The sequence below is a fragment of the Mediterranea massiliensis genome (assembly GCF_900128475.1).
Taxonomy (GTDB): Bacteria; Bacteroidota; Bacteroidia; order Bacteroidales; family Bacteroidaceae; genus Bacteroides; species Bacteroides massiliensis_E.
This window is the reverse complement of sequence record NZ_LT635839.1, coordinates 339,918-363,540: the sequence shown is the minus strand read 5'-3', so window position 1 is coordinate 363,540 and position 23,623 is coordinate 339,918. Positions and strand designations below refer to the sequence as shown.

The 23,623-nt window shown below is 55.9% G+C and carries 26 protein-coding genes; 10 read left to right on the top strand and 16 right to left on the bottom strand.

What is annotated here, in order from left to right; all coding sequences use genetic code 11:
* Positions 1 to 14: 14 nt before the first annotated feature.
* The 14 genes from BQ7483_RS15015 to BQ7483_RS14950 all read right to left on the bottom strand — a co-directional run bounded on the left by BQ7483_RS15015 (position 15) and on the right by BQ7483_RS14950 (position 10,400).
* A complete protein-coding gene (locus tag BQ7483_RS15015) occupies positions 15 to 662 on the bottom strand; it encodes a TatD family hydrolase (protein WP_072546446.1) in 648 nt (215 codons plus the stop codon).
* A gap of 12 nt (positions 663 to 674) precedes the next feature.
* On the bottom strand, positions 675 to 899 hold the full coding sequence (yidD, locus tag BQ7483_RS15010; RefSeq protein WP_022021790.1) for a membrane protein insertion efficiency factor YidD: 225 nt from the start codon (positions 897 to 899) through the stop codon (positions 675 to 677).
* Positions 896 to 1,303: a ribonuclease P protein component gene (gene rnpA, locus BQ7483_RS15005; protein ID WP_072546445.1), complete on the bottom strand. Its 408-nt coding sequence runs from the start codon at positions 1,301 to 1,303 to the stop codon at positions 896 to 898. Before rnpA ends, yidD begins: the two co-directional genes overlap by 4 nt.
* Positions 1,300 to 2,049, bottom strand: coding sequence for a uroporphyrinogen-III synthase (locus BQ7483_RS15000; RefSeq protein ID WP_022021788.1), 750 nt, complete (start codon positions 2,047 to 2,049; stop codon positions 1,300 to 1,302). Before BQ7483_RS15000 ends, rnpA begins: the two co-directional genes overlap by 4 nt.
* Before the next feature lie 4 nt (positions 2,050 to 2,053).
* Positions 2,054 to 2,797 carry a DUF4271 domain-containing protein gene (locus tag BQ7483_RS14995; protein ID WP_022021787.1) on the bottom strand — a complete coding sequence of 248 codons (744 nt, stop codon included), beginning with the start codon at positions 2,795 to 2,797 and terminating at the stop codon, positions 2,054 to 2,056.
* Positions 2,794 to 3,381 carry an LOG family protein gene (locus BQ7483_RS14990; protein ID WP_022021786.1) on the bottom strand — a complete coding sequence of 196 codons (588 nt, stop codon included), beginning with the start codon at positions 3,379 to 3,381 and terminating at the stop codon, positions 2,794 to 2,796. Before BQ7483_RS14990 ends, BQ7483_RS14995 begins: the two co-directional genes overlap by 4 nt.
* Positions 3,382 to 3,523: 142 nt before the next feature.
* Entirely contained in the window at positions 3,524 to 4,816 is a 1,293-nt protein-coding gene (gene metK, locus BQ7483_RS14985) for a methionine adenosyltransferase (RefSeq protein WP_022021785.1), read from the bottom strand.
* Positions 4,817 to 5,089: 273 nt separating this feature from the next.
* Positions 5,090 to 5,572 (bottom strand): 2-amino-4-hydroxy-6-hydroxymethyldihydropteridine diphosphokinase, encoded by a 483-nt coding sequence (gene folK, locus BQ7483_RS14980; RefSeq protein ID WP_083535778.1) that lies wholly within the window; start codon positions 5,570 to 5,572, stop codon positions 5,090 to 5,092.
* Between the two features lie 80 nt (positions 5,573 to 5,652).
* Positions 5,653 to 6,711: a tRNA preQ1(34) S-adenosylmethionine ribosyltransferase-isomerase QueA gene (gene queA / locus BQ7483_RS14975; RefSeq protein ID WP_022021782.1), complete on the bottom strand. Its 1,059-nt coding sequence runs from the start codon at positions 6,709 to 6,711 to the stop codon at positions 5,653 to 5,655.
* 30 nt (positions 6,712 to 6,741) lie between these two features.
* Positions 6,742 to 7,452 (bottom strand): tRNA pseudouridine(55) synthase TruB, encoded by a 711-nt coding sequence (truB, locus tag BQ7483_RS14970; RefSeq protein ID WP_022021781.1) that lies wholly within the window; start codon positions 7,450 to 7,452, stop codon positions 6,742 to 6,744.
* Between the two features lie 6 nt (positions 7,453 to 7,458).
* On the bottom strand, positions 7,459 to 8,313 hold the full coding sequence (locus BQ7483_RS14965; protein WP_022021780.1) for an undecaprenyl-diphosphate phosphatase: 855 nt from the start codon (positions 8,311 to 8,313) through the stop codon (positions 7,459 to 7,461).
* A 23-nt stretch (positions 8,314 to 8,336) separates the two neighbouring features.
* Positions 8,337 to 8,582: a DUF3098 domain-containing protein gene (locus BQ7483_RS14960; protein ID WP_022021779.1), complete on the bottom strand. Its 246-nt coding sequence runs from the start codon at positions 8,580 to 8,582 to the stop codon at positions 8,337 to 8,339.
* Between the two features lie 37 nt (positions 8,583 to 8,619).
* A complete protein-coding gene (locus BQ7483_RS14955) occupies positions 8,620 to 9,501 on the bottom strand; it encodes a cell division protein FtsX (protein ID WP_072546444.1) in 882 nt (293 codons plus the stop codon).
* Entirely contained in the window at positions 9,498 to 10,400 is a 903-nt protein-coding gene (locus tag BQ7483_RS14950) for a class I SAM-dependent methyltransferase (RefSeq protein WP_072546443.1), read from the bottom strand. Before BQ7483_RS14950 ends, BQ7483_RS14955 begins: the two co-directional genes overlap by 4 nt.
* 709 nt (positions 10,401 to 11,109) lie before the next feature.
* Here BQ7483_RS14950 and BQ7483_RS14940 point away from each other — a divergent pair.
* The gene (locus BQ7483_RS14940; protein WP_072546441.1) at positions 11,110 to 11,559 is read left to right on the top strand and encodes a DUF3836 domain-containing protein; all 450 of its coding nucleotides are present in this window, start codon (positions 11,110 to 11,112) and stop codon (positions 11,557 to 11,559) included.
* Positions 11,560 to 11,657: 98 nt separating this feature from the next.
* A complete protein-coding gene (locus tag BQ7483_RS14935; RefSeq protein ID WP_072546440.1) occupies positions 11,658 to 12,611 on the top strand; it encodes an acyltransferase family protein in 954 nt (317 codons plus the stop codon).
* A 3-nt stretch (positions 12,612 to 12,614) separates the two neighbouring features.
* Here the strand turns inward: BQ7483_RS14935 and BQ7483_RS14930 are convergent, their stop codons facing one another.
* Together BQ7483_RS14930 and miaB are read right to left on the bottom strand one after the other, a co-directional pair.
* Positions 12,615 to 13,298, bottom strand: a complete 684-nt coding sequence (locus BQ7483_RS14930) for an MIP family channel protein (protein ID WP_072546439.1) — start codon at positions 13,296 to 13,298, stop codon at positions 12,615 to 12,617.
* A gap of 329 nt (positions 13,299 to 13,627) precedes the next feature.
* A complete protein-coding gene (gene miaB / locus BQ7483_RS14925; RefSeq protein WP_072546438.1) occupies positions 13,628 to 14,998 on the bottom strand; it encodes a tRNA (N6-isopentenyl adenosine(37)-C2)-methylthiotransferase MiaB in 1,371 nt (456 codons plus the stop codon).
* Positions 14,999 to 15,533: 535 nt separating this feature from the next.
* Here miaB and BQ7483_RS14920 point away from each other — a divergent pair.
* The 8 genes from BQ7483_RS14920 to trpD all read left to right on the top strand — a co-directional run bounded on the left by BQ7483_RS14920 (position 15,534) and on the right by trpD (position 23,560).
* Positions 15,534 to 15,950, top strand: a complete 417-nt coding sequence (locus tag BQ7483_RS14920; RefSeq protein WP_022021772.1) for a hypothetical protein — start codon at positions 15,534 to 15,536, stop codon at positions 15,948 to 15,950.
* A 34-nt stretch (positions 15,951 to 15,984) separates the two neighbouring features.
* On the top strand, positions 15,985 to 17,481 hold the full coding sequence (locus BQ7483_RS14915) for a butyryl-CoA:acetate CoA transferase (protein ID WP_072546437.1): 1,497 nt from the start codon (positions 15,985 to 15,987) through the stop codon (positions 17,479 to 17,481).
* Positions 17,482 to 17,857: 376 nt separating this feature from the next.
* Positions 17,858 to 19,048 carry a tryptophan synthase subunit beta gene (gene trpB / locus BQ7483_RS14910; protein ID WP_022021770.1) on the top strand — a complete coding sequence of 397 codons (1,191 nt, stop codon included), beginning with the start codon at positions 17,858 to 17,860 and terminating at the stop codon, positions 19,046 to 19,048.
* Positions 19,045 to 20,442, top strand: a complete 1,398-nt coding sequence (locus tag BQ7483_RS14905; protein ID WP_072546436.1) for an anthranilate synthase component I family protein — start codon at positions 19,045 to 19,047, stop codon at positions 20,440 to 20,442. Before trpB ends, BQ7483_RS14905 begins: the two co-directional genes overlap by 4 nt.
* Positions 20,443 to 20,460: 18 nt before the next feature.
* Complete coding sequence (gene trpC / locus BQ7483_RS14900; RefSeq protein ID WP_072546435.1) at positions 20,461 to 21,300, top strand: indole-3-glycerol phosphate synthase TrpC; 840 nt, start codon at positions 20,461 to 20,463, stop codon at positions 21,298 to 21,300.
* A complete protein-coding gene (locus tag BQ7483_RS14895; protein ID WP_022021767.1) occupies positions 21,297 to 21,920 on the top strand; it encodes a phosphoribosylanthranilate isomerase in 624 nt (207 codons plus the stop codon). Before trpC ends, BQ7483_RS14895 begins: the two co-directional genes overlap by 4 nt.
* A gap of 23 nt (positions 21,921 to 21,943) precedes the next feature.
* The gene (locus tag BQ7483_RS14890; protein ID WP_072546434.1) at positions 21,944 to 22,531 is read left to right on the top strand and encodes an anthranilate synthase component II; all 588 of its coding nucleotides are present in this window, start codon (positions 21,944 to 21,946) and stop codon (positions 22,529 to 22,531) included.
* Positions 22,532 to 22,564: 33 nt separating this feature from the next.
* The gene (trpD, locus tag BQ7483_RS14885; protein ID WP_022021765.1) at positions 22,565 to 23,560 is read left to right on the top strand and encodes an anthranilate phosphoribosyltransferase; all 996 of its coding nucleotides are present in this window, start codon (positions 22,565 to 22,567) and stop codon (positions 23,558 to 23,560) included.
* Positions 23,561 to 23,623 lie beyond the last annotated feature (63 nt).

Here is a 23,623-nt window from a genome sequence, read left to right as displayed (position 1 = left end):
CGAAGATACAAAACTTAATGTCCAAAAAAGACACTCCGCACGTTGCGGGAAACCGTTTCCGCCAGTTCGCCGCACGTCACGCCGCGCACGAGGGCCGCCCGTTCGTACAGGTCGGCAATGGGCACGTCGCTCTCGTCCGTCTCCAGGAACAGGCGGTCGGCCGGCATCCGGCGCAAGGCTTCCTCCTGATAATGGGCGCCGAAAGACAGATACAGGCCGTGGCGCACGAGGTCCTGGGCCAGCTGCGCCTTGCCGCGGAAGCCGTGGACAATCCAGGGAACACGGGGCTGCAGCTCCCTCTTCAAGGCCAGCAGTTCGGCGGCAGCCTTCACCAGATGGAGCACCAGCGGCTTTCCTGCGGCTTCGGCCACACGGGCCTGATAGCGAAGCGCGTCTGTCTGGCTATCCAAAGGCACTGCCACGAGCTTGTCCAATCCGGCTTCGCCCACCGCCAGCACGCGCGGATGGCGCACCAATGCCTCAAAATGTGCCTTGAACGCAGCATCCGCCCAGTCGTACTCCTCCAGCCGCCAGGGATGAATGCCGACGGCATACCAGTCCCCTTCCTGCGGACAGAAAGCGTCGGGCTGGCAGCAGACAATGGCTTCGCCCGGTACGGACGGCAGCCGGTGGGTATGGATGTCTATGGGATAAAAAGGCATGGAATCTTCGGTTTAAGGAACGGGATCATAGCCCGACCCTCCCCAGGGATGACAGCGCAGGATGCGCCTGACGGCCAGATACAGTCCCTTAATGGGACCGTGCTTCTTCAGCGCCTCAACGGCATACTGCGAGCACGTGGGCGTAAAACGGCAGGAAGGGGGAGTCAGCGGGGAGATGCACCGCTGATAGAAGTAAATGGGGAGCAGCAGCAGGTATGTCAGCACCTTTCTGATCATTCGGCAGACGGGGCCGGCTGACCGGCCGAAACCTTTTCGACAATACGCACCAGGGCGATTTTCATTTTTTCCGCTATCACCGTCGAATCAACCAGCTCGTCGGACAGATAGATAAAGGCAAGGGCCAGACGCAAATCCTTCTCCGCCAGCGCCTCCAGCAGAGGCTGTTTGTTCAGGCGGTAGGCCTCACGGATCTGCCGCTTCACGCGGTTGCGCTTCACGGCCCGCTTGAAGCGACGCTTGGACACGCTGACCAGCAGAGAAGCCTGCACGTTGAGTTCCTCTACCGGCAGCCACACTACCCGCAAAGGAAAAATAGAGAAGGAACGCGAGCCTCCCGCGAACAACTTCTCTATTATCTTTTTTCGGCTCAGCCTCTCGGGCTTACGTAAACGGTTCACTATTCTTTATTGTTCTCCTTGATAAACATGTCGAGGGCGGCAGTCATCGACGGAGCCTTCACACTGGGAGCTTCCAGATCGAGACGCAGACCGGCATCGCGTACGGCCTGTGCCGTAGTCGACCCGAAGGTACCGATCTTGATATCCTTCTGCTCGAAGTTAGGGAAGTTCTTCTGCAAGGAAGATACTCCGGCCGGACTGAAGAACACCAGCATGTCGTAGTCGAAGACCTCACCCGGCTGGAAGTCGTTGCTCACCGTGCGATACATGACGGCCTCGTCATGCTGAATCTTGTTCTTGTCCAATGCATTCTTGATTTCATCGGTATGCACGTCCGACATCGGCACCAGATACTTCTCGGTCTTATGTTTCAGGATGGCCGGCAGCAAATCGTCGAACTTGCCTGTCTGTCCGAAGAAAATCTTACGCTTGCGATACTGCACATACTTCTGGATATAAAGGGCGATGGCCTCCGTTACACAGAAGTACTTCATCGTTTCGGGAATGGTCACACGCAACTCCGCACACAGATGGAAGAAATGATCAATGGCATGACGGGAAGTGAAAATAACAGCCGTATGATCCAGAATAGAGATCTTCTGCTGTCTGAACTCTTTTGCTGAAACACTCTCCACTTTAATGAACGGGCGAAAATCTATTTTCACTCCGTATTTTTCTGCTATGTCGTAATATGGAGACTTTTCGGAGGCCGGCTTCGGCTGCGACACAAGCACTTTTTTAATTTTCAACGTCCTAAAAATTTATTGTTAAATAATCATTTAACTGCACCAAACCGCTGTACAACATCATACAGGGCATGATTTCAAGGGCACAAAAGTACAAAATTAAAAGCAAACTGCCGAACAAATTATAACAAAAAAGCTTTATCCACTTATAAAACATCAATATTTTAACCAATCCGAGTAAAACAAGCCCGATGATAACAGAAATTTGCAGCGACAGATGAAGGTAAACAATGACCAGAATGGACAGGAACAAACCAAAGCCCAAATAATAGAGAAGGGTTGAATAGGACTCCATCCAGAAAGAGACCGCATTCTTGTTGAAAAAAATCCATCCCAAGAAAGAGTAGAGCAACCATTTGACAAACAAATAGACGACACAAATGCCTACGTAAGCACCCAGCAGCCAAAATGAAGGAAAACGTTCTATCCACTCCGGCATCAGACTGCCCGAACAGACAAATAGAAACAATCCCGACAAGACGCACATCTGCAACAGCAACAACAACAGGTAACGCATGTCTGTACCGGTGGAAGTGGCAAAGATACTGGCACGCTCGCGATGCATGATGAAGTCGTGACCCAACTGCAACAGGAACTTGTGACTGTGCGACAAAACATAGGACGAGAGGAAGAAGCAACACAGCAGCACCAGCGCGACACAGTCGTCGCGCTCCGGCGAATAAGGCAACGGAATGCCCACATCGGCCGCCCCGGCCACCAAAGTCTGCAACCAAGCTCCCAACATCATCATAAAGCCGCAAACTTACGGATCGAAACGTCCCACAACGGAGTGGACTGTACCAGTTCCCAAGCCTCCTGTGCCGTACGGGCCACCCGCCAGATATCCATGTGACGGGCTCCCATGAAATGTTCTTCCGCCGCCCGACCGAACATCTCGAGCAAGGGATCATAGTAGCCCTTCACATTCAGGATGACAATGGGCTTCAGATATAGGCCCAGCTGTTTCCAGGTGATGACCTCGAGCAGCTCTTCCAACGTGCCGCATCCGCCGGGCAAAGCGATGACAGCATCGCTCAGGTCGGCCATCTTCTGCTTGCGCTCGTGCATGGTGTCCACCTCAATCAGCTCAGTCAGTCCCTTGTGGTGCCAGCCTTGCTCCACCATGAAGCGGGGAATGACACCCGTCACCCGGCCACCGGCAGCCAGCGCGGCGTCGGAAACGGCAGCCATCAGGCCCATGTTTCCGGCCCCGTTGACCACGCGGACACCCGAACGGGCCAGCAACGTTCCCAGCTCGCGGGCCGTCTCAAAATATATAGAATCTATCTTGGTGCTCGAAGCACTGTAGACGCAAACGGAGTTTATTTTGTTCATCTTGGCGATACGGATTGGTTTTGCAGGCAAAGGTACATGATTTCAGTCAGAAAAGCGCGCTTATGGACAAAAAAACGAGGAGGGCGTACCATCATTCACTCTGTCCTGGCACACCCTCCTCGCAGCTAACAGCCCTTTCGGATTAAAGTCCGAAAGCAGCCTTCACCTTATCGATATAGTCGAGCTTCTCCCACGTGAAGAGCTCTACCGTAACGTCCTTGTTGCCTTCGTAGCGGCTCTTGAAGTGCTTGGTCACCACCTGCGGCTCACGACCCATGTGACCGTAGGCAGCCGTTTCCTGATAAATAGGATTACGCAGCTTCAGACGGTCCTCGATAGCCTTGGGACGGAGGTCAAACAGCTCGTCAATCTTGCGGGCGATCTCGCCGTCGCTCATATTCACATGGCTGCGTCCGTACGTATTGACGTAGATATTGATGGGACGAGCCACACCGATGGCATAGCTCACCTGCACCAGTATCTCGTCGGCCACACCGGCAGCCACGAGGTTCTTGGCAATGTGGCGGGCGGCATAGGCAGCTGAACGGTCGACCTTCGAGGGGTCCTTGCCGGAGAAAGCACCACCTCCATGTGCACCCTTGCCACCGTAGGTATCAACAATGATTTTGCGCCCTGTCAGGCCGGTATCGCCATGAGGGCCGCCAATCACGAACTTGCCGGTGGGGTTGACATGGTACTTGATGTCGTCGTTGAACAGGGCTAGCACCTTCGGAGCATGGATGGAAGCGATGACACGCGGCATCAGCGTATTAATGACGTCGTAGCGGATAATGGCCAGCATCTCTTCATCTGCTTTCAGCTGTGCTTCCTCGGTATCATCAGCCGGCTGGATGAAGTCGTCGTGCTGCGTGGAAACAACGATGGTATCGATGCGCACGGGCGTTCCGTTGTCGTCGTATTCGATGGTCACCTGACTCTTGGCATCGGGGCGCAGGTAGGTCATCTGCTTGCCTTCGCGACGGATGTCGGCCAGCACCTGGAGGATGCGGTGTGCCAGGTCGAGCGAGAGCGGCATGTAGTTTTCGGTCTCATTGGTAGCATAGCCAAACATCATACCCTGGTCGCCTGCACCCTGCTCCATGGGGTCCTGACGCTCCACACCGCGGTTGATGTCGGGGCTCTGCTCGTGGATGGCGCTCAGCACACCGCACGAATTGCTCTCAAACATGTATTCGCCTTTCGTATAGCCAATCTTCTTGATGACCTCGCGGGCAATGAGCTGGAGGTCTACGTAGGCCTTGGTCTTCACTTCACCGGCCAGCACCACCTGTCCCGTAGTCACCAGCGTTTCGCAAGCGACCTTCGAACTGGGGTCATAGGCCAGCAGTTTGTCAAGTACAGCGTCCGATATTTGGTCGGCCACTTTGTCGGGGTGTCCTTCAGACACCGATTCGGATGTAAACAAGTATCCCATTTCAATAACGATTAAGTAATTAATAAAACAAAGTTTGAATGGGAAAGTTCAGCGAGTAGAAGTATCGGCGCACAAGGCCGTACGTTTCAGAAAAGTATGTGTTTTAGCATTTTTTTCTGTGGTTGCAAGCTACTCAAATCTTTCCACATGGTTATTTCGGGCGCAAAGATACGAAGAAATCCCGTTCGGCGGCCATTCTTTAACGATATTTTTCCTTCAGCAGCCGATTCTCTCCTCCGAACTTTGCCACGAAGAACGGTCGTCCGTACCGAATTATACGACCTCGGGAGCTATTTCGGCCAGCGGCTGCATCACAAAATCGCGCAGGTGCATCAGCGGATGGGGCAGCGTCAGGCGGGGGTGGTTCAGGGTGACAGGCTCCCCTTCGGAGGTGAAGCAGAGCAGCAGGTCGATGTCGATGATGCGGTCGTGATACACGCCGTCCGCCGACTTGGCCGTGCGCCCCAGCTCGCGCTCGATGGCCTGGGTAGCATCCAATACCTGCAAGGGAGACAGCGGCGTCTCGACCCGGCAGGCGGCGTTCAGGAAGCTGTTGGCCGAATTGAAGCCCCAAGGGGCCGTTGCATAAAAAGCGGACAGGGAGGTGACTCTCCCTATCCGCTCTTCTATCTTCTGCACGGCATCGCGGAGGTTCTGCTCCTTGTTGCCGAGGTTGGTACCCAACCCTAAAAAGTACACAAATGAAGTATGAAGAATGAAGAATGATGAAGCATTTCCTTGCGATGCAGAGGCCATAGGGTTATCTATTTCTTCGCTCACAAACTCTTTCTCTGAGAATTCTTCATTCTTCATTCTTCGTTCTTCATTAGATCAGTTTACTTATCCGTAATCAGCATGGCATCGCCATAGGTACCGAAGCGGTAGCCTTCCTTCAGAGCCACGTCGTAGGCGTTCATCACCTGCTCGTATCCGCCGAAAGCGGCCACAATCATCAGCAGCGTGGAGAGCGGCATGTGGAAGTTGGACACCATCGCATTGGCCACGGTGAAGTCGTAGGGCGGGAAGATGAACTTGTTCGTCCAGCCGTCGTAGGTCTTCAGATGGCCGTCGGTGCTGACGGTGCTCTCGATGGCACGCATCACCGTCGTACCTACCGCGCATACCTGCTTGTTCAGGTCCTTGGCACGGTTGACGATGTTGACGGCTTCCTGGTCCACAATCATCTGCTCGGAGTCGGTCTTGTGCTTCGTCAGGTCTTCCACGTCGATTTCACGGAAGTTGCCCAGGCCGGCATGCAGGGTGATGAACGCAAAGTCGATACCCTTGATCTCCATGCGCTTCATCAGCTCGCGGCTGAAGTGCAGGTTGGCCGTAGGAGCCGTTACGGCACCTTCGTGGCGGGCAAAGATGGACTGGAAGCGTTCGGCATCCTCGGGCTCTACGGGGCGGTTGATGATGCTGTGGGGCAGCGGCGTCTCGCCCAGGGCATAGAGGGCCTTCTTGAATTCATCGTGCGGACCGTCGTAGAGGAAACGCAGCGTACGTCCGCGCGAAGTGGTGTTGTCGATGACTTCGGCCACCATCGAGTCGTCGTCGCCGAAGTAGAGCTTGTTGCCGATACGTATCTTGCGGGCAGGGTCGACGAGCACGTCCCACAAGCGCAGTTCTTCATTCAGCTCGCGCAGCAGGAACACCTCGATGCGGGCACCGGTTTTCTCCTTGTTGCCATACAGGCGGGCGGGAAAAACCTTGGTGTCGTTGAAGACAAACACATCCTTGTCGTCGAAATAGTCCAGTATTTCCTTGAACACCCGATGTTCTATCTCCCCTGTCTTGCGGTGCAGCACCATCAGGCGCGACTCATCCCTGTACTTGGTGGGATGCAGAGCTATCCTCTCTTCAGGAAGCTTGAATTTGAATTGCGACAGTTTCATATCTTTCCTTTCTTTTTATATAGGTTGTTTTTATTGTTCTTCTTCCGTCTCTATCTCCTGCGCGTCGATCCACTCCCTGAAGTCCAGCGGATTGAGGCAGTCCTCTATGCAGACGTCGCCCACGCGTGTACGCTCCAGGGCCGTCAGATGGGCACCGCTGTCCAGCGCCTCGCCGATGTCGCGGGCCAGGGCCCGGATGTAGGTACCCTTGCTGCACACCACGCGCACCTTTATCTCGGGCAGGTTGCACTCCAGCAGCTCTATCTCGTCGATGACCAGCAGCTTGGGCTTCAGCTCCACGTCCTCGCCCTTGCGTGCCAGGTCGTAGGCGCGCTTGCCGTTCACCATGCAGGCTGAGAAGGCAGGGGGTACCTGCTGTATCTCGCCGACAAAACGTTTCAGCGTCTCCTCCACCAGCTCGCGGGTGATGTGCTCCGTGGGATAGACGGCATCTATCTCGTGCTCCAGGTCGTAGGAAGGGGTTGTAGCGCCCAGCCGGATGGTGGCGATGTACTCCTTCGTGTGATACTGAAACTCTTCTATCCGCTTCGTTGCCTTACCTGTGCACACAATCATGACGCCCGTAGCCAGGGGGTCGAGCGTGCCGGCATGGCCCACTTTCAACTTCTTCACGCCCAGCCGCCGGCAGATGTGGTAGCGCACGTGGCCCACTACCTTGAACGATGTCCAGCCCAACGGCTTGTTCAGGTATAAGACTTCTCCTTTCTTAAAATTCATCATCTATCTTTATAAGACCTCCAGCGAGTGTCCACACAGCAACATAATTATGATCAATCCTCCTACAATAATCCGATACCAGCCAAAAGCTTTGAATCCATATTTGGTAACAAAACTGATAAAGAATTTGATAGCCAATAATGCGACTATAAATGCAACCACGTTACCTATAAGCAAAGCAGACAAATTATTGACCAGAATCTCGGTTCCTCCATCCAAAAACAATTTCAAGACTTTATAAGCCGTTGCCGCAAACATTGTAGGGACAGCCAAAAAAAACGAAAACTCTGCTGCATCTTTACGCGTCAGCTTTTGGGACATACCACCTACAATCGTAGCCATAGAACGAGAAACTCCGGGTATCATCGCTATACACTGAAACAAACCGATAAAGAAGGCTCGCTTTTCCGTCACTTCCGTCTTCTCACTGCCCTTGGAGAAGATACGGTCACAAAATAGCATGAAAATGCCCCCTATCACAAGCATTACAGCTACAACTACCACACTTTCAAGCATCGCATCTATTTTGTCACTGAACAGAAAACCTAAAACAGCAGCCGGTATAAAAGCTACAAGTAACTTCCAATAAAAATCAAATTTATGCAGAAAGCGTTGTAGAGAAGACGCACCTTGCGGAGCAGGCGTATGGTTCAGACGAAAGAAACGCTTCCAATACAAACATACGACCGAAAGAATGGCGCCAAATTGTATAATTACAGTAAAAGCCTTCACAAACTCTGTGCTCTCCACTCCCAACATATTCTGTGTTATAATCATATGTCCAGTAGAAGAAACAGGCAAAAATTCCGTCAATCCTTCCACTACAGCAATAATTATTGCCTCCCATGTAGTCAAATCACCCATATTGTTTATCTATTCAATTTATGTTATTCTTCTTCTGAAACATTTTCATCCTTGGGGCGACGCAACACGCCATAAATCATGAACAGGAAGCCCACCAGGCACACTACAGGAGCTACCTTGATGCGGCGCACACTGAAGATATCGGGCTCGAAGTGCGTCGGCGTGGATGAAGGGCCCGTCATCAGCACAAAGCCGATGATGACCACCAGCATACCCACGGCCAGCAGAATGAAATTGGTCTTGTCGAAAGCAAACTTTTTCTTATCCATATCTCTATATTCAATTGTTTTTATTGTCCAACCTGTGTCAAATCCGATAAAGCGCACCGGCCTTCATGCGCAGATACTTGTTGACCGAAAAGAAGGCACAGAGCCACGTGATGAGCACGCCGAACGCCAGCACAGCCACCGACACCAGCAGCATGACTTCGGGCGTGATGACCTTGATCAGTTCGGGTTCCTGCTCCACCAGCCAGGTGGCCGCCGCCCACAACAGCCCGTCGGCCAGGCCGGCCGCGAGTACCCCTATCCAGAAGTTGCGGCGCAGGAACGGACGGCGGATGAAACTCCAGCTCGCCCCCACCAGCTTCATGGTGTGTATCAGGAAGCGCTTGGAGTAGATGCTCAGGCGTATCATGTTGTTGATCAGCGCAAACGATATCATGGCCAGTATCACCGCAAGCCCCAGCAGCAGGAGGCTGATCTTGCGGATGTTGTCGTTCACCGCGTCTACCAGCTCCTTCTGGTAGAGCACGTCCTGTATATCGGTGTTCTTCCGTATCTGCTTCTCGATTTTGGCGATGCTGTCCGCGTTGGCGTAGTCGGACTTCAGCTTCACCTCGATGGAGGCTGAGAAGGGGTTGTAGCCCAGAAACTCCTGCGGGTCGGTACCCATCGCCTCGGTCTGTTCCTCAAGGGCCTGCTTCTTGGAGATGTATTCGGTGCTCTTCACGAACGGCTCACCGTTCAGGCTCTTCTGCAGGCGCAGGATGTCGCGCTCCTTCATGTCGTCGCTGATGACGATGGAGAAGTTGATGTTCTCCTTGACATACACCGACAGGTTGCGGGCGGCCAGCACGAAGAACACGACCAGGCCCAGCAGCAGCAACACCAGCGTGGTGCTGATGCACGAGGTGACGAACTGCATGTCGAACAACGGCGACTGGGGAGAGGTGGGTCTGGATTTCATAATTTCTTCTTTCTGAATACGTAAATCATGGAACTGCTGCGGTCCTTGCGCACCAGCGAGCTCAGCCAGGCCAGTGTGCCCGTCAGCAGGCCGCGCACGAAGGGGCACGAACGGCGCATGTGGCGCTCGGTGAGCATCGACACGTAGAAGGCATCGAACGGCATGGGGTAGCGGGCCGACAGGATGAAGCCGTGCTTCGAGGCCAGCTGCTGCATGGTGGCGGGCGTGAAGTGCCACAGGTGGCGGGGCACATCGTAGGCGGCCCAGTAGGCACCATACTTGCGGGCGTCGTAGGACGAGCAGTTGGGCACGGCCACGATGAGCACACCCTTGTCGGTGAGCAGGCGGCGCAGCGTCTCCCACGTCTCGTTCAGATGCTCCAGATGCTCCATCACGTGCCACAGGGTAATGACGTCGAAGCTGTCGTCGGCATAGCTGCCCAGCTCCGTGTCGGGGCGTACCTGCAGGCCGAAGTGGGCGAGGGCAAACTCACGGGCGGGGGCACTCTTCTCCACCGCCTCCACCTGCCAGCCCAGCCGCTGCATGGTGTCGGCAAAGTAGCCCGTCCCCGTCCCGATGTCCAGCAGGCGGCCTTCGCGGCGGTGTGCCTCGCTGCTCACCAGCCGTGCCTTGCGCTTCAGCATGTAGCGGCGCACCCAGTGGTACACCCGGTTCATCAGCCCCTTGCGGGTATCCGAATGCGAGATGTAGTCGGGCGTCTCGTAGTAGCGGCCTATCTCCGCCTCCACGGGGAAGTCCTGGGTGAACAGGAAGCCGCAGTCGGCACAACGGCACAGGTGGAACGCCTCACCCGTGGCATAATGGTCCACGCACGTCAGCGTTCGCTCCAGATGGGTTCCGCCACACAACGGACAGGTTTTTATAGTGAGTGTATTCATCGACAATTCCGGCCTAAGGCGGCGCATCCGCGAACAGCCGGGACACAGCACACCTAAATTTGGTGCAAAATAACAAATAAAAAGTGATTTACAGGCCGTTTGTTAAGGAGATTTAAGACATGCGCGTGCCCGAAGAACGCTTCCGGGCAGCCTCCGCGCCGCAGTGCTCCGCGACGTTCCCATGCAGTGCTTCCTGACCCTCTGACGAAGTGCTTCGTCACCCCCTCAGGAAGTGCTTCGTGACACCCTCAGGAAGCACTGTGTCGCACCCTCACGAAGCACCGTGTCGCAGGGGCCCGTCGGGAAGCCTCCGGCAGCCTCCACCGCCCCACCGCAGGAAAAGCATGGCTTTCCTCACTGGAAAACATTGCTTTCTTTGCCCCGAAACATTGCTTCTTCGGAGGGAAAACATACTTTGTTCGGAGGCGGAACATCGGCGCATTTGGGGCAAGGCAATGCCGCCCGACGGACAGAAACCGCCCCAAAGTGTCCGCCAAAAGCGGACACCTGTTCGATATCGGACACGGGCGGCAATACAATAAACACTGATTTTCAATTGTTTATAGTTTTGGCACGGCATTTGAATATCTATAGGCGGATGGACGCCCCAGAAAAAAAGAAGCCCGACGGTGCAACTTTTCCTTCCGCGGACAACGTCTAACCAATAGAACGAACATTGAAAACAAGAACCCTTTAAAAGAACAACATTATGAAAACTATGAACGTATTCAAAGCATTGGCATTCGCCGCCCTCACCCTGGTAAGTATCCTCAACACCCAAGCCCTGGCACAGGAGAACTTCATCACCAACGAAGAAGTGAAGAACAACCTCGTCGTATCGAAGACCATCTACAAGCAGGACGGCAACTATCTGTACAACCACCTGCACTACGAGTTTGCCTACGACGACCAGAACCGCCTCGTCAGCAAGACGGCCACCAAATGGGACGGCACGGCAGACAAGTGGGTCCCCTACTTCCAGATGACCTACCGCTACGAGGTCGGTGAAGTGGTGATGAGCTACGCCCTCTGGAACGAAGCAGACCAGAGCTACAACAAAGACGTAAAGCAGACCATCTACGAGCTGGACAAAGACAACGTACCCGTAGCCTGCCGCCAGGCAACGGAAGCCCCCGCGCTGATGGCCGAACGCCGCTGAACGGCCGACGGCGACTGTTAAACTCGCCCCATCGTTTCCGGGGAGCGGCAAAATGGTGTACTTTTGCATCCAGCTAACCCCTTAGAACCCGCACCCACATGAAGACAACGGCTCCGTTCCTCGGAAACGAACGCACCCCGTCCGGCAGAATGGACGAGATAGACTACCTGAAATGCGTCTGCATCCTGCTGATGGTAGTCTTCCACCTGGCCTACATCGGCGACAAGTATCCCTACGCCAAGCAGGTGGTCTACACCTTCCACATGCCTGTCTTCCTGCTCATCTCGGGCTACCTGACCCACATCGGCAAGCCAGCCAGGCAGTTCCTGCGGAAATATCTGTGGATTTTCATCCCCTATGCCGTGATGGAGACGGGCTATGCGGTGGCTTCCAGCCTGTTGCCCGTTCGCCAGGGGCTGGAGGAACTGAGCCTGCCGGCCGTGGTCGAGGCGCTCTTCGTCTCGCCCGTGGGTCCTTACTGGTACCTGCACACGCTGATGCTCTGCGCCCTGCTCTACTACGTCGTCTTCCGCCTGGTGCGGGGACAGACGTTTACCCGCTTCATCCTCCTCGGGCTCGGTTTCTATGGGCTGGCACGTCTGCACCTGCTGGCTTTCGAGAACGCCGCCTACTTCCTGGGCGGGTGCATACTGGCGCAAAGCGGCGTACTGCTGAACCGCTTCTTCCGCCCGTCACTCTGGGCCGCCGTGCCGCTCGTCCTACTGTGCGCCGTGCCCGAAAACCTGTCGCGCGGCACGCTGGCCGGAGTCCTCATCACCTATCTGGCCGCCTGCCTGCTGCTCCGCTTCTACCCCCTGCTGACGCCCCGTCTCCGCCAAGGCAGCCTGTACATCGGACGCCACACGCTGGCCATCCTGCTCTTTTCGCCCATTTTCACCATGCTGGTCAAGGGCTACCTGCCCCTGCTGGCCTTCGACCCTACGGGCATGCTGTTCCTGACGACAGCCACCGCCCTCGCTGTGGGCGGCAGCCTCGCCATTGAACAAGCTATTTACCGGTTGGGACTTTCGCGCTATTTCTTCGGGAAATAAAGACTACTTGCGGCCTGCCGCAAAGAACTTCCACACCAGCGCGCTGCACGCAGCACCCACAAACGGAGCTACGATGAAGAGCCACAGCTGCGAAAGTGCCTGTCCGCCTTCGAGCAAAGCGGGACCGATGCTTCGGGCCGGATTGACCGACGTACCTGTAATGGGAATGCAGACGATGTGGATGAGCACCAGCGTCAAGCCAATGGCCAGGCCGGCCAGATTGCCCGCACCGCCTTTTTCGTCGGTCGAGCCAAGTACTACCAGTACAAAGATAAAGGTAAACACGGCTTCGGCAATGAATGCCTGCCCCGTCTCGCCCGGATCGAACGTATTGGAGCCGGTGGTTGTAGGTCCGTCGAATCCGCCCGACGACACCAGCAACGCCAGTATGAACGAACCGATAAGGGCGCCCACTACCTGAAAAATCATGTACATCGAAGCATCCCGGCTACTCATGCGTCCCGACATCCACACTCCCAGCGTAATGGCAGGATTGATGTGGCATCCCGAAATACTTCCAATCGTATAGGCCATGGCCACTACGGACAAGCCGAAAGCCAGGGCTACTCCCAAAGTTCCTACTCCGGCACCTACGGTGTCGGCTGCATTACCTGCGAATACGGCGCTGCCGCATCCCATCAAGACAAGCACCATCGTGCCTATCATCTCTGCCAAATACTTTCTCATACGCTTCGATTTTAAGGGTTAGACATGTTTTTCGATGATAAATTTCTTAAATATAAGCATTTTCCTTCTACTAAAGTACGGAGGAAACGCACTTTAACATTTCAGTTTTCTCCCGTTGTAACGAATTATAACCAATGGAGGAAAACAGGGAAGAAGCAAGTCCGGAAGCGCTTTCCAGAGAAGGGATTCCGATGTTTCAAACATAGAGGGCTTATGTTTGAAACATAGACCCTGCATGTTTGAAACATAAGCCCTCTGGGGTTGAAACCTTTTTTCAGGCGGCTTCGGAGCAATTATCCGAAAGCCTTATGGTTTGTAAATATTGTTCATCAAGCGATCTCTTCGCCCAGCAGCGTGGCCGAACTGGAGCCTGTGATGCGTACCGTCACCAGGTCGCCCACACGGTGCGTGCCGCGGTCGAACACCACGACGCGGTTCTGCTCCGTACGGCCGAAAAGCTGGTCGCGGCTGCGCTTCGACACGCCCTCGACCAGCACCTCGTAGGTCTTACCCACGCAACGCGCGTTGGCTTCGGCCGACAGGCGGTTCTGCAGGGCGATGATTTCGTTCAGACGACGGATTTTCACCTCTTCGGGGATATCATCGGGCAGGTGCTTGGAGGCATAGGTGCCGGGACGCTCGGAGTACTTGAACATGAAGGCGGAGTCGTAGGCGCATTCCTCCATCAGCGAAAGCGACATCCGGTGGTCTTCCTCCGTCTCGCTGTGGAAGCCGCTGAAGATGTCGGTCGAGAGACCACAGTCGGGGATGATGCGGCGGATGGCGGCCACACGCTCCAGGTACCACTCGCGGTCGTACTTGCGGTTCATCAGCTTCAGGATGCGGCTGCTGCCGCTCTGCACGGGCAGGTGGATGTGGCGGCACACGTTGGGCTCTTCGGCGATGACGTGCAGCGTCTCGTCGCTCATGTCCTTGGGGTGCGAGGTGGTGAAGCGGATGCGCATCGAAGGAGCCGCCTGGGCCACAGTGCGCAGCAGCATGGGGAAGGTGACGACTTCGCCGTCGGGCCGCTCGAAGCGGTAGGAGTTGACGTTCTGCCCCAGCAGGGTCACTTCCTTGTAGCCTTTCTGCTGCAGGTCGGCCACCTCGCGCAGGATACTCTCCACGTCGCGGCTGCGCTCGCGTCCGCGGGTGTAGGGCACGATGCAGTAGGTGCAGAAATTGTTGCACCCGCGCATGATGGACACGAAGCCCGAGATATGGTTGCCGCAGATGCGCGAGGGGATGACGTCGCGATAAGTTTCCGTGGTCGAAAGCTCCACGTTGATGGCCTTCTCGCCCGCCTCGACGGAGGCAATCAGCTCGGGCAACGTCAGGTAGGCGTCGGGGCCTACCACGAGATCCACGTGATGGTGGGCGATGAGGTCGTCCTTCACGCGCTCGGCCATGCAGCCCAGGACGCCCACAATGAGGTGCGGCCGCTTCTTCTTGAGCGAATGGAAGAACTCCAGGCGGTTCAGTATCTTCTGCTCGGCGTTGTCGCGGATGGAGCAGGTGTTCATGAACACCGCGTCGGCCTCGTCCAGCGTCTCGGCCATACCATACCCTGCCATCTGCATCACAGAGGCAATCACTTCACTGTCGGCCACGTTCATCTGGCAGCCGTACGTCTCGATAAACAGTTTCTTTTCGCTGTCGGTAGTTGCAGATTTAAAGTCTGCTCCCATCTTCTTTTCCATATAATATAGGTATAATCGTTAATTCAAGCGGCAAAGATAGTGCAAACCGGGGGAAGTACAAAAATGGAGACATAGTTTTCAGCGCTTTACCCCTTCCCTGCCATCCCTCAAGACATCCGACACCAACCCGCGCCCGACGACCTCCCCGACGGCAACTTTCCTGACGAAGCCTCCGGCTCCCCAGTTGCCCGAATCATTCTCCCCAACTGCAAAATAACTTTTTCCCCATTGGAGAAAAATCTGAAACTGCTCCAAACCACCTGTCCGTGTGCCCACACAAGCCGATTTACCCCACTATTCCTCCTTAAAAAGTTAATTATCATTAAACGAATGAACAATAATGAAAATGCATTTGGATGTATTCGACAAAATTTACATTTTTGTACTTGAAAAAAAACATTAGATTTTTTCATAGTTAAGGTTTAGGTTAAAAAAATAAGGGGAGCTGTGAAGCTGCCCTTTTTTATTGCCGTTTTTATTGGCTACAATCAGATTATTTGGTTACCTTTGGCGGTGGAATAAACACAACCTGAGTATGGAAGACATCTTAAAGTTTCTGCTGGTGGCAGGCATCATCATCATCGGTTTCGTCAGACAAGCCAGGAAGGAAGCCCGGCATGCGGCCTCTCCTTCCACGGACGAAAACGACATGCCCTTTCCCCACGAAACCCGTCCGCTTCCAGAAAACTGGGAAGGAATCCCCATCCCTCCCCCTGCTCCACAACCCAAACCGACACAATCCAAAGGCAACAAACGCAAACAGGCGCCCCAGCCCTTCATCCCGAAAGGCCGTGCAGACAACGACCTTCACCGAAGCACACACCCCGACGGGCGCAAACAGACGGAACACCCGACCGAACCTGAAAACACCGCCGCCGATATCGACATCCGGTCGGCCGAAGAAGTACGCCGGGGCATCATCTGGGCAGAAATATTGAAAAGGAAATACTAAAACAACATTTTAAAGATAGTAACGATAAAGAATTATGGCATTCAATTACATCTCAGCAGAAGAAGCTGCAAGCCTGATCAAACATGGCTACAACATTGGTTTGAGCGGATTTACTCCCGCAGGAACTGCAAAGGCAGTCACACACGCCCTGGCCGGCATTGCCGAAGCCGAGCATGCTAAAGGAAACCCCTTCCAGGTAGGAATCTTCACCGGCGCATCGACCGGCGACGCCTGCGACGGCATCCTCTCGCGCGTGAAAGCCATCCGCTACCGTGCTCCCTATACCACCAACAAAGACTTCCGTACGGCCGTCAACAACGGCGAAATCGCCTACAACGACATCCACCTCTCACAGATGGCACAGGAACTGCGCTACGGATTCATGGGCAAAGTGGACGTAGCCATTATCGAAGCCTGCGAACTGACCGAGGACGGTAAAATCTACCTGACGGCTGCCGGCGGTATCTCGCCCACCATCTGCCGCCTGGCCGACAAAATCATCGTCGAACTGAACGCCGCCCACAGCAAGGCTGCCATGGGTCTGCACGACGTGTACGAACCCCTCGACCCGCCTTACCGTCGCGAGATTCCCATCACCAAGCCCAACGACCGCATCGGCCTGCCCTACATCCAGGTAGACCCGAAGAAGATTGTAGGCGTGGTAGAGACCAACTGGCCCGATGAAGCCCGCTCGTTCTCGGCTGCCGACCCCGTGACCGACAAGATCGGACAGAACGTGGCCGACTTCCTGGTACACGACATGAAGCGCGGCATCATCCCGCAGAGCTTCCTGCCCCTGCAGAGCGGTGTGGGCAACATCGCCAACGCCGTACTGGGCGCCCTGGGACGCGACACCACCATCCCCGCTTTCGATGTCTACACGGAAGTGATTCAGAACTCTGTCATCGGCCTCATCCGCGACGGCCGCGTGAAGTTCGCTTCCGGCTGTTCGCTCACCGTGACCAACGACTGCCTGCAGGGCGTATACGATGACATGGACTTCTTCCGCGACAAGCTGGTACTCCGCCCGTCGGAAATCTCCAACAGCCCCGAGGTGATCCGCCGCCTGGGTGTCATCTCCATCAACACCGCCATCGAGGCCGACATCTACGGCAACGTCAACTCCACCCACATCGGCGGTACCAAGATGATGAACGGCATCGGCGGCAGCGGCGACTTTACCCGCAACGCCTATATCTCGATTTTCACCTGTCCGTCCGTTACGAAGGAAGGCAAAATCAGCGCCATCGTGCCGATGGTATCGCACGTCGACCACAGCGAACACGACGTCAACATCATCGTCACCGAACAGGGTGTGGCCGACCTGCGTGGCAAGAGCCCGAAGGAACGTGCACAGCTCATCATCGAGAACTGCGTTCACCCCGACTACAAGAACATCCTGTGGGATTACCTGAAGCTGACCGACGGCAAGTCGCAGACTCCGCACGCCATCCGTGCCGCACTGGGCCTGCACGCCGAACTGGCCAAGAGCGGCGACATGCGCAACGTGGACTGGGCACAATATAAGTAATGAGTAACAGGCCGAAGCTACAGGCAGACAAACACTATCTGTAGCTTTGGCCTATATTTTTATAACTTTTTCAAGCAAACGCTTGTATTTCCAAATAAAATGCATACATTTGCCCTCGTTAAACAATAAAACGTAACAAAAGATGATTATCAACCTGCATAAATATTGGTGGTGGCAACCGTTACAACTTACATACAGTCGTAAAGGGGGCAACACTCGTATTTGCAGTCATTGATACCACCGCTTCCAGGTTCCAGACGGGACAAGGACAGACGGAAGGACAAGAAAAAGAAAAGAGCTTCGCCGCAACTTGCGACGGAGCTCTTTTCTTTTTATCACAACCCCAGAAACAATAACCTCAAAATACATTGCAACAATGAACTACTCAATCGATTCAAACGGCTACTACGGTGAGTTCGGCGGAGCTTACATCCCCGAGATACTGCACCGCTGCGTCAGCCAGCTGCAGGAAGCCTGCCGCACCATCCTGCCCAGCGATGATTTCAAACGCGAATTCGAAGACCTGCTGAAACACTACGTTGGACGTCCTTCCCCCCTCTATCACGCCAAACGCCTGTCCGAGAAATATGGTTGCAAGGTCTACCTCAAGCGCGAAGACCTGAACCACACCGGTGCCCACAAGATCAACAACGCCGTGGGGCAGATGCTGCTGGCCCGCCGCATGGGTAAAAGCCGCATCATTGCCGAGACCGGTGCCGGACAGCACGGTGTAGCCGCCGCCACCGTCTGTGCCCTGGCCGGCATGGAGTGCCTGGTCTTCATGGGAAAGACCGACATCGAACGCCAGCACGTCAACGTGGAAAAGATGAAGATGCTGGGAGCAGAGGTTGTACCCGTCACCTCGGGCAACGCCACCCTGAAGGATGCCACCAACGAAGCCATCCGCTACTGGTGCTGCCACCCGGACGACACCTACTACCTGATAGGTTCTACCGTGGGCCCGCACCCCTATCCGCAACTGGTGGCCCATCTGCAGTCGGTCATCGGGGAAGAGATTGCCCGCCAGCTCCCCGAATTCGAAGGACGCGAATACCCCGACTATCTGATAGCCTGCGTGGGCGGAGGCAGTAACGCCGCCGGTACCCTGCTTCGCTTTGTGGACGACCTCCGGGTACACATCGTGCTGGCCGAAGCCGGCGGTCTGGGAGTAGACTCGGGCAAGACAGCAGCCACCCTGGCCCTGGGACGCATGGGTATCCTGCACGGCGCACGCACCTATGTCATTCAGAATGAAGACGGACAGGTAACGGAGCCTTACTCCATCTCCGCCGGACTGGACTATCCGGGCATCGGCCCCCTGCACGCCCATCTGGCTGCCACCAAACGGGCCGAAGTCCTGGCCATCAACGACGACGAAGCCTTGCGCGCCGCCTACGAACTGACCCGTCTGGAGGGCATCATCCCCGCACTGGAAAGCGCCCACGCACTGGCTGTGCTTCCTCACCTACAAGCACGTCCCGACGATGTAGTAGTCATCACTGTATCGGGCCGCGGAGACAAAGACATGGACACTTATCTGAAACATCAAACTGAATTTAACTTATGACTTACCATTATACTACCCAACTGCGCACCCTGCCGGGCGACATCCACACTCCAGTGAGCACGTACCTGAAACTGCGTGACCTTTTCCCACAAAGCGCCCTCATGGAAAGCTCTGACTACCACGGGGGTGAAAACGGCCGCTCTTTCATCGGCCTGTGTCCCATCGCTTCCATCAGCATCGGTCATGGAACAGTAGTGACCCGCCTGCCCGACGGTTCGCGGCAACAAAACAGTTTGGAATCCGAAGGAGGGATGGCGGCAGCCCTGGACCATTTTCTGGCCCGCTTCCACGTCACAGGCGAAGGAAGCCGCTACTGCGGCCTCTACGGCTATACGTCGTTCAACGCCGTCCGCTACCTCGAAGGCATTGCCGTGAAGGACAGCCGGCAGGAACGGAATGATGCCCCCGACGCACTCTACATCCTCTACCGCTACCTCATCGTATTCAACGACTTCCGCCACGAACTGATGCTCATCGAGATGCTGGCCGAAGGCGAGACCAGTAACCTCAACCAGGTGCAGAAGGCGGTGATGAACCGCAACTTCCCCACCTACGGCTTCCGTCCCACGGGAGAAGTTACTTCGACCCTGACCGATGACGAACACCGCGCCAACATCCGTCAGGGCATTGCCCATTGCCTGCGGGGCGACGTGTTCCAGATAGTACTGTCACGCCGTTTTGAGCAACATTTCGAAGGCGATGACTTCAACCTGTACCGTGCGCTGCGCAGTGTCAATCCTTCACCTTACCTTTTCTATTTCGACTTCGGCGGATTCCGCATCTTCGGCTCTTCGCCCGAGACGCACTGCCGCATTGCCGACGAACGGGCCTACATCGACCCCATAGCCGGTACCACCCGACGCACCGGTAACTGCGAGGAAGACGAAGCCGCTACCCGCCGCCTGCTGGACGACCCCAAGGAGAACGCCGAACACGTGATGCTGGTAGACCTGGCACGAAACGACCTGGCACGAAACTGCACCGATGTGCGTGTAGACTTCTTCCGCGAACCGCAGTTCTACAGCCACGTCATCCACCTGGTGAGCCGCGTCAGCGGCGACCTGCGACCGGGAGCCGGAGCCGTGAAGACTTTTCTCGATACCTTCCCGGCCGGTACGCTGAGCGGCGCTCCCAAGGTGCGGGCCATGCAGCTCATCAGCGAACTGGAACCGCACAACCGCGGCGCCTACGGCGGATGCATCGGCTTCATCGGCCTGGACGGATCGCTCAACCAGGCCATTACCATCCGGACCTTCGTGAGCCGCAACAGTGTGCTGTGGTTCCAGGCAGGCGGAGGTATCGTAGCCAAGAGCAATGTGGAGAACGAGCTCCAGGAAGTGAACAACAAGCTGGCCGCCCTGCGCCGCGCCATCGAGCTGGCACAGGATTTTTAAATAAGAGGAGGAATACACATGGGAAAAGACATTCTGACAACCATCATCGAACACAAACGGGCGGAAGTGGAAACACAGAAACAGCTGCAGCCTGCCGGCAAGCTGACGGAAATCATCGGCCAACGCAACCCGCAGTCTGCCCGCCACAGCCTGAAACAAGCGCTGGCCGCCTCAACGACAGGCATCATTGCCGAATTCAAGCGCCGTTCACCCTCAAAAGGATGGATAAACCGCGAAGCAAAACCCGAAGAAGTCATACCCCAGTACGAAGCAGCCGGGGCTTCCGTCCTGTCCATCCTGACAGACGAGGCTTTCTTTGCCGGCACGCTGGACGACCTCACCGTGGCGCGCCCGCTGACCGGTCTACCCATTCTGCGCAAGGATTTCGTCATTGATTCCTATCAGCTGCTGCAAGCCCGAGCCGCAGGGGCCGATGCCGTACTGCTCATCGCGGCCTGTCTGGAATTTACGCAATGCATGGCGCTGGCCGAAGAAGCCCACCACTTGGGACTGGAAGTATTGCTCGAACTGCACAGCCCGGACGAACTCGGTTACGTCGCCTGTGCCCCCGACCTCGTGGGAGTGAACAACCGCAGCCTGGGTACCTTCCACACCGATGCCTCGCATGCCCTTACCCTGGCCGATGCCTTGACAAAGGCTACAGAAAGTCTGCCCCAACGCCCGTTGCTCGTAGCCGAGAGCGGCATTCATGACCCTGAAACCGCCTGTCTGCTACGCAACCACGGCTATCGTGGCCTGCTCATCGGCGAACGCTTCATGCGAGGCGACCGGCCCGGACAGGAGCTGCATACATTCATCCAACAAATGTCTAACCTCCCTACTCCGTCAGCCTTATGAACCTGTTGATCAAAGTATGCGGCATGACCGACGGCGACAACATCCGCCAAGTCGAAGCCCTGGGTGTGGACTACATCGGACTGGTGTTCTATCCCCGTTCGCCGCGCTTCGTCTACCAGATGCCCAGCTACCTGCCCCAGCAAGCCCGCCCCGTAGGCGTCTTCGTCAACGAAAGCAAAGAAACCGTACTGACGTATGCCGACCGTTTCGGACTGGACTGCGTACAACTGCACGGCGACGAGTCGCCCCTGTACTGCCGCGCGCTGCGCGAAGGACACGGACTGACCGTCATCAAGGCTTTCCACCTGGCTACTCCCCGCGACCTGGCTGCCACCGACGACTATCACGGTGTCTGCGACTACTTCCTGTTCGAGAGCAAGACTCCCCAACGGGGTGGTACCGGCCGGCAGTTCGACTGGACCTTGCTGAACCGCTACACCGGACAGACACCTTTCTTCCTGAGCGGAGGACTCAACGCAGGCAGCGCACGGGCCATCCGGCAGTTCCGCCATCCGCAACTGGCCGGCATCGACCTCAACAGCCGCTTCGAGACATCGCCCGGCATAAAAGATGTGGAAAGAATCCGCCTCTTCCTCAAAGAACTGAAAGAATACCATTAATCATTTTATTACCATCATTGACAATGACACATATCGCTATCATAGACAACTACGACTCGTTCACCTACAATCTGGTGCAACTGGTCGAACAGGCTGGCGCCCGGGTCACCGTGCTCCGCAACGACCGTTTCGCCCTGCCCGACCTCGCCGCCTACGACAAACTGCTGCTCTCACCCGGTCCCGGCATCCCCAGCGAAGCCGGCCTGCTGCTGCCCGCCATCCAAACCTACGCACCGACCAAACCCATCCTGGGTGTCTGCCTGGGTGAACAGGCCATCGGTGAGGCCTTCGGCACAAAACTGTGCAATCTGGCTGACGTGTTCCACGGCGTACAGACCGAAATCAGCCTGCCCTCGCCCCAACATCCCGAACTGGCCGACGACTATCTGTTCGACGGACTGCCTCCGCGCATCGCCGTAGGCCGCTACCACTCGTGGGTAGTAAACCGCGACGGTCTCCCCGACGCACTGGCCGTCACCGCCGTCAGCGACGAAGGCCTGATTATGGGACTGCGCCACCGCACACTGGACGTACACGGCATCCAGTTCCACCCCGAATCGGTACTGACTCCTTTGGGCGACAAAATCATCCGCAACTGGATAAATCATTAGAATGAATCAACAACCATTTAGCATCCAACATTCATGAAACAGATACTTTCACGACTCTTCAATCACGAGCACCTCAGCGAGGCCGAAGCCCGACAGCTGCTGCTCGACATTACCGACGGCCGCTATCCCGAAGCGCAGGTGGCCGCCCTGCTGACAGCCTTCCGCATGCGCGACATCACTGTAGACGAGCTGACCGGCTTCCGCGAAGCACTGATGCAGACACGTGTACCCGTGGACTTCGCGCCCTATCGTCCCATCGACATTGTGGGTACCGGAGGCGACGGCAAGAATACATTCAACATCTCCACCTGCGCCTGCTTTGTGGTGGCAGGTGCGGGCTACAAGGTAGCCAAGCACGGCAACTATGGTGCCACGTCGGTGAGCGGTGCCAGCGACGTCATCGAGGAACACGGCATCCGCTTCACCGCCAACCCCGACACCCTGCGCCGCAGCATGGACGAATGCAACCTGGCCTACCTGCATGCACAGCTCTTCAATCCCGCCATGAAATCCGTAGCCGCCGTGCGCAAGGCACTGGGCGTACGCACGCTGTTCAACCTGCTGGGCCCGCTCGTCAATCCCTGCCGTCCGGCCTACCAGCTGCTGGGCGTGAGCCAGTTGTCACTGATGCGCCTCTACACCTACGTATTCTACAAGGCAGGCATCGAGTTCGCCGTGGTCAACAGCCTCGACAACTACGACGAAATCTCCCTGACCGACGAGTTCAAGGTGATGACCCGTCACGACGAACGTATCTACCGCCCGCAGGAACTGGGCTTCGAACCGGCCAGCCCCACCGAACTGCAAGGAGGACGGAGTCGCGAAGACGCCAGCCGCATCTTTGACGCCGTGCTCACCAACCGCGCCACGCCGGCACAGAAGCACTGCGTACTGGTGAACGCCGCTTTTGCCATCCAGCTCATGGAGCCGGGCAAGGATATCGACGAATGCATCGACATCGCCCGCCGTTCGCTGGAAAGCGGACAGGCACTGAAAACGCTGAAGAAATTTATTGAAATAAACAGTTGACAAGGAAACGAGCGAACAAGACCACGAGACCTTGTAGACTGAAGCCTTGTCCACTCGTCAACA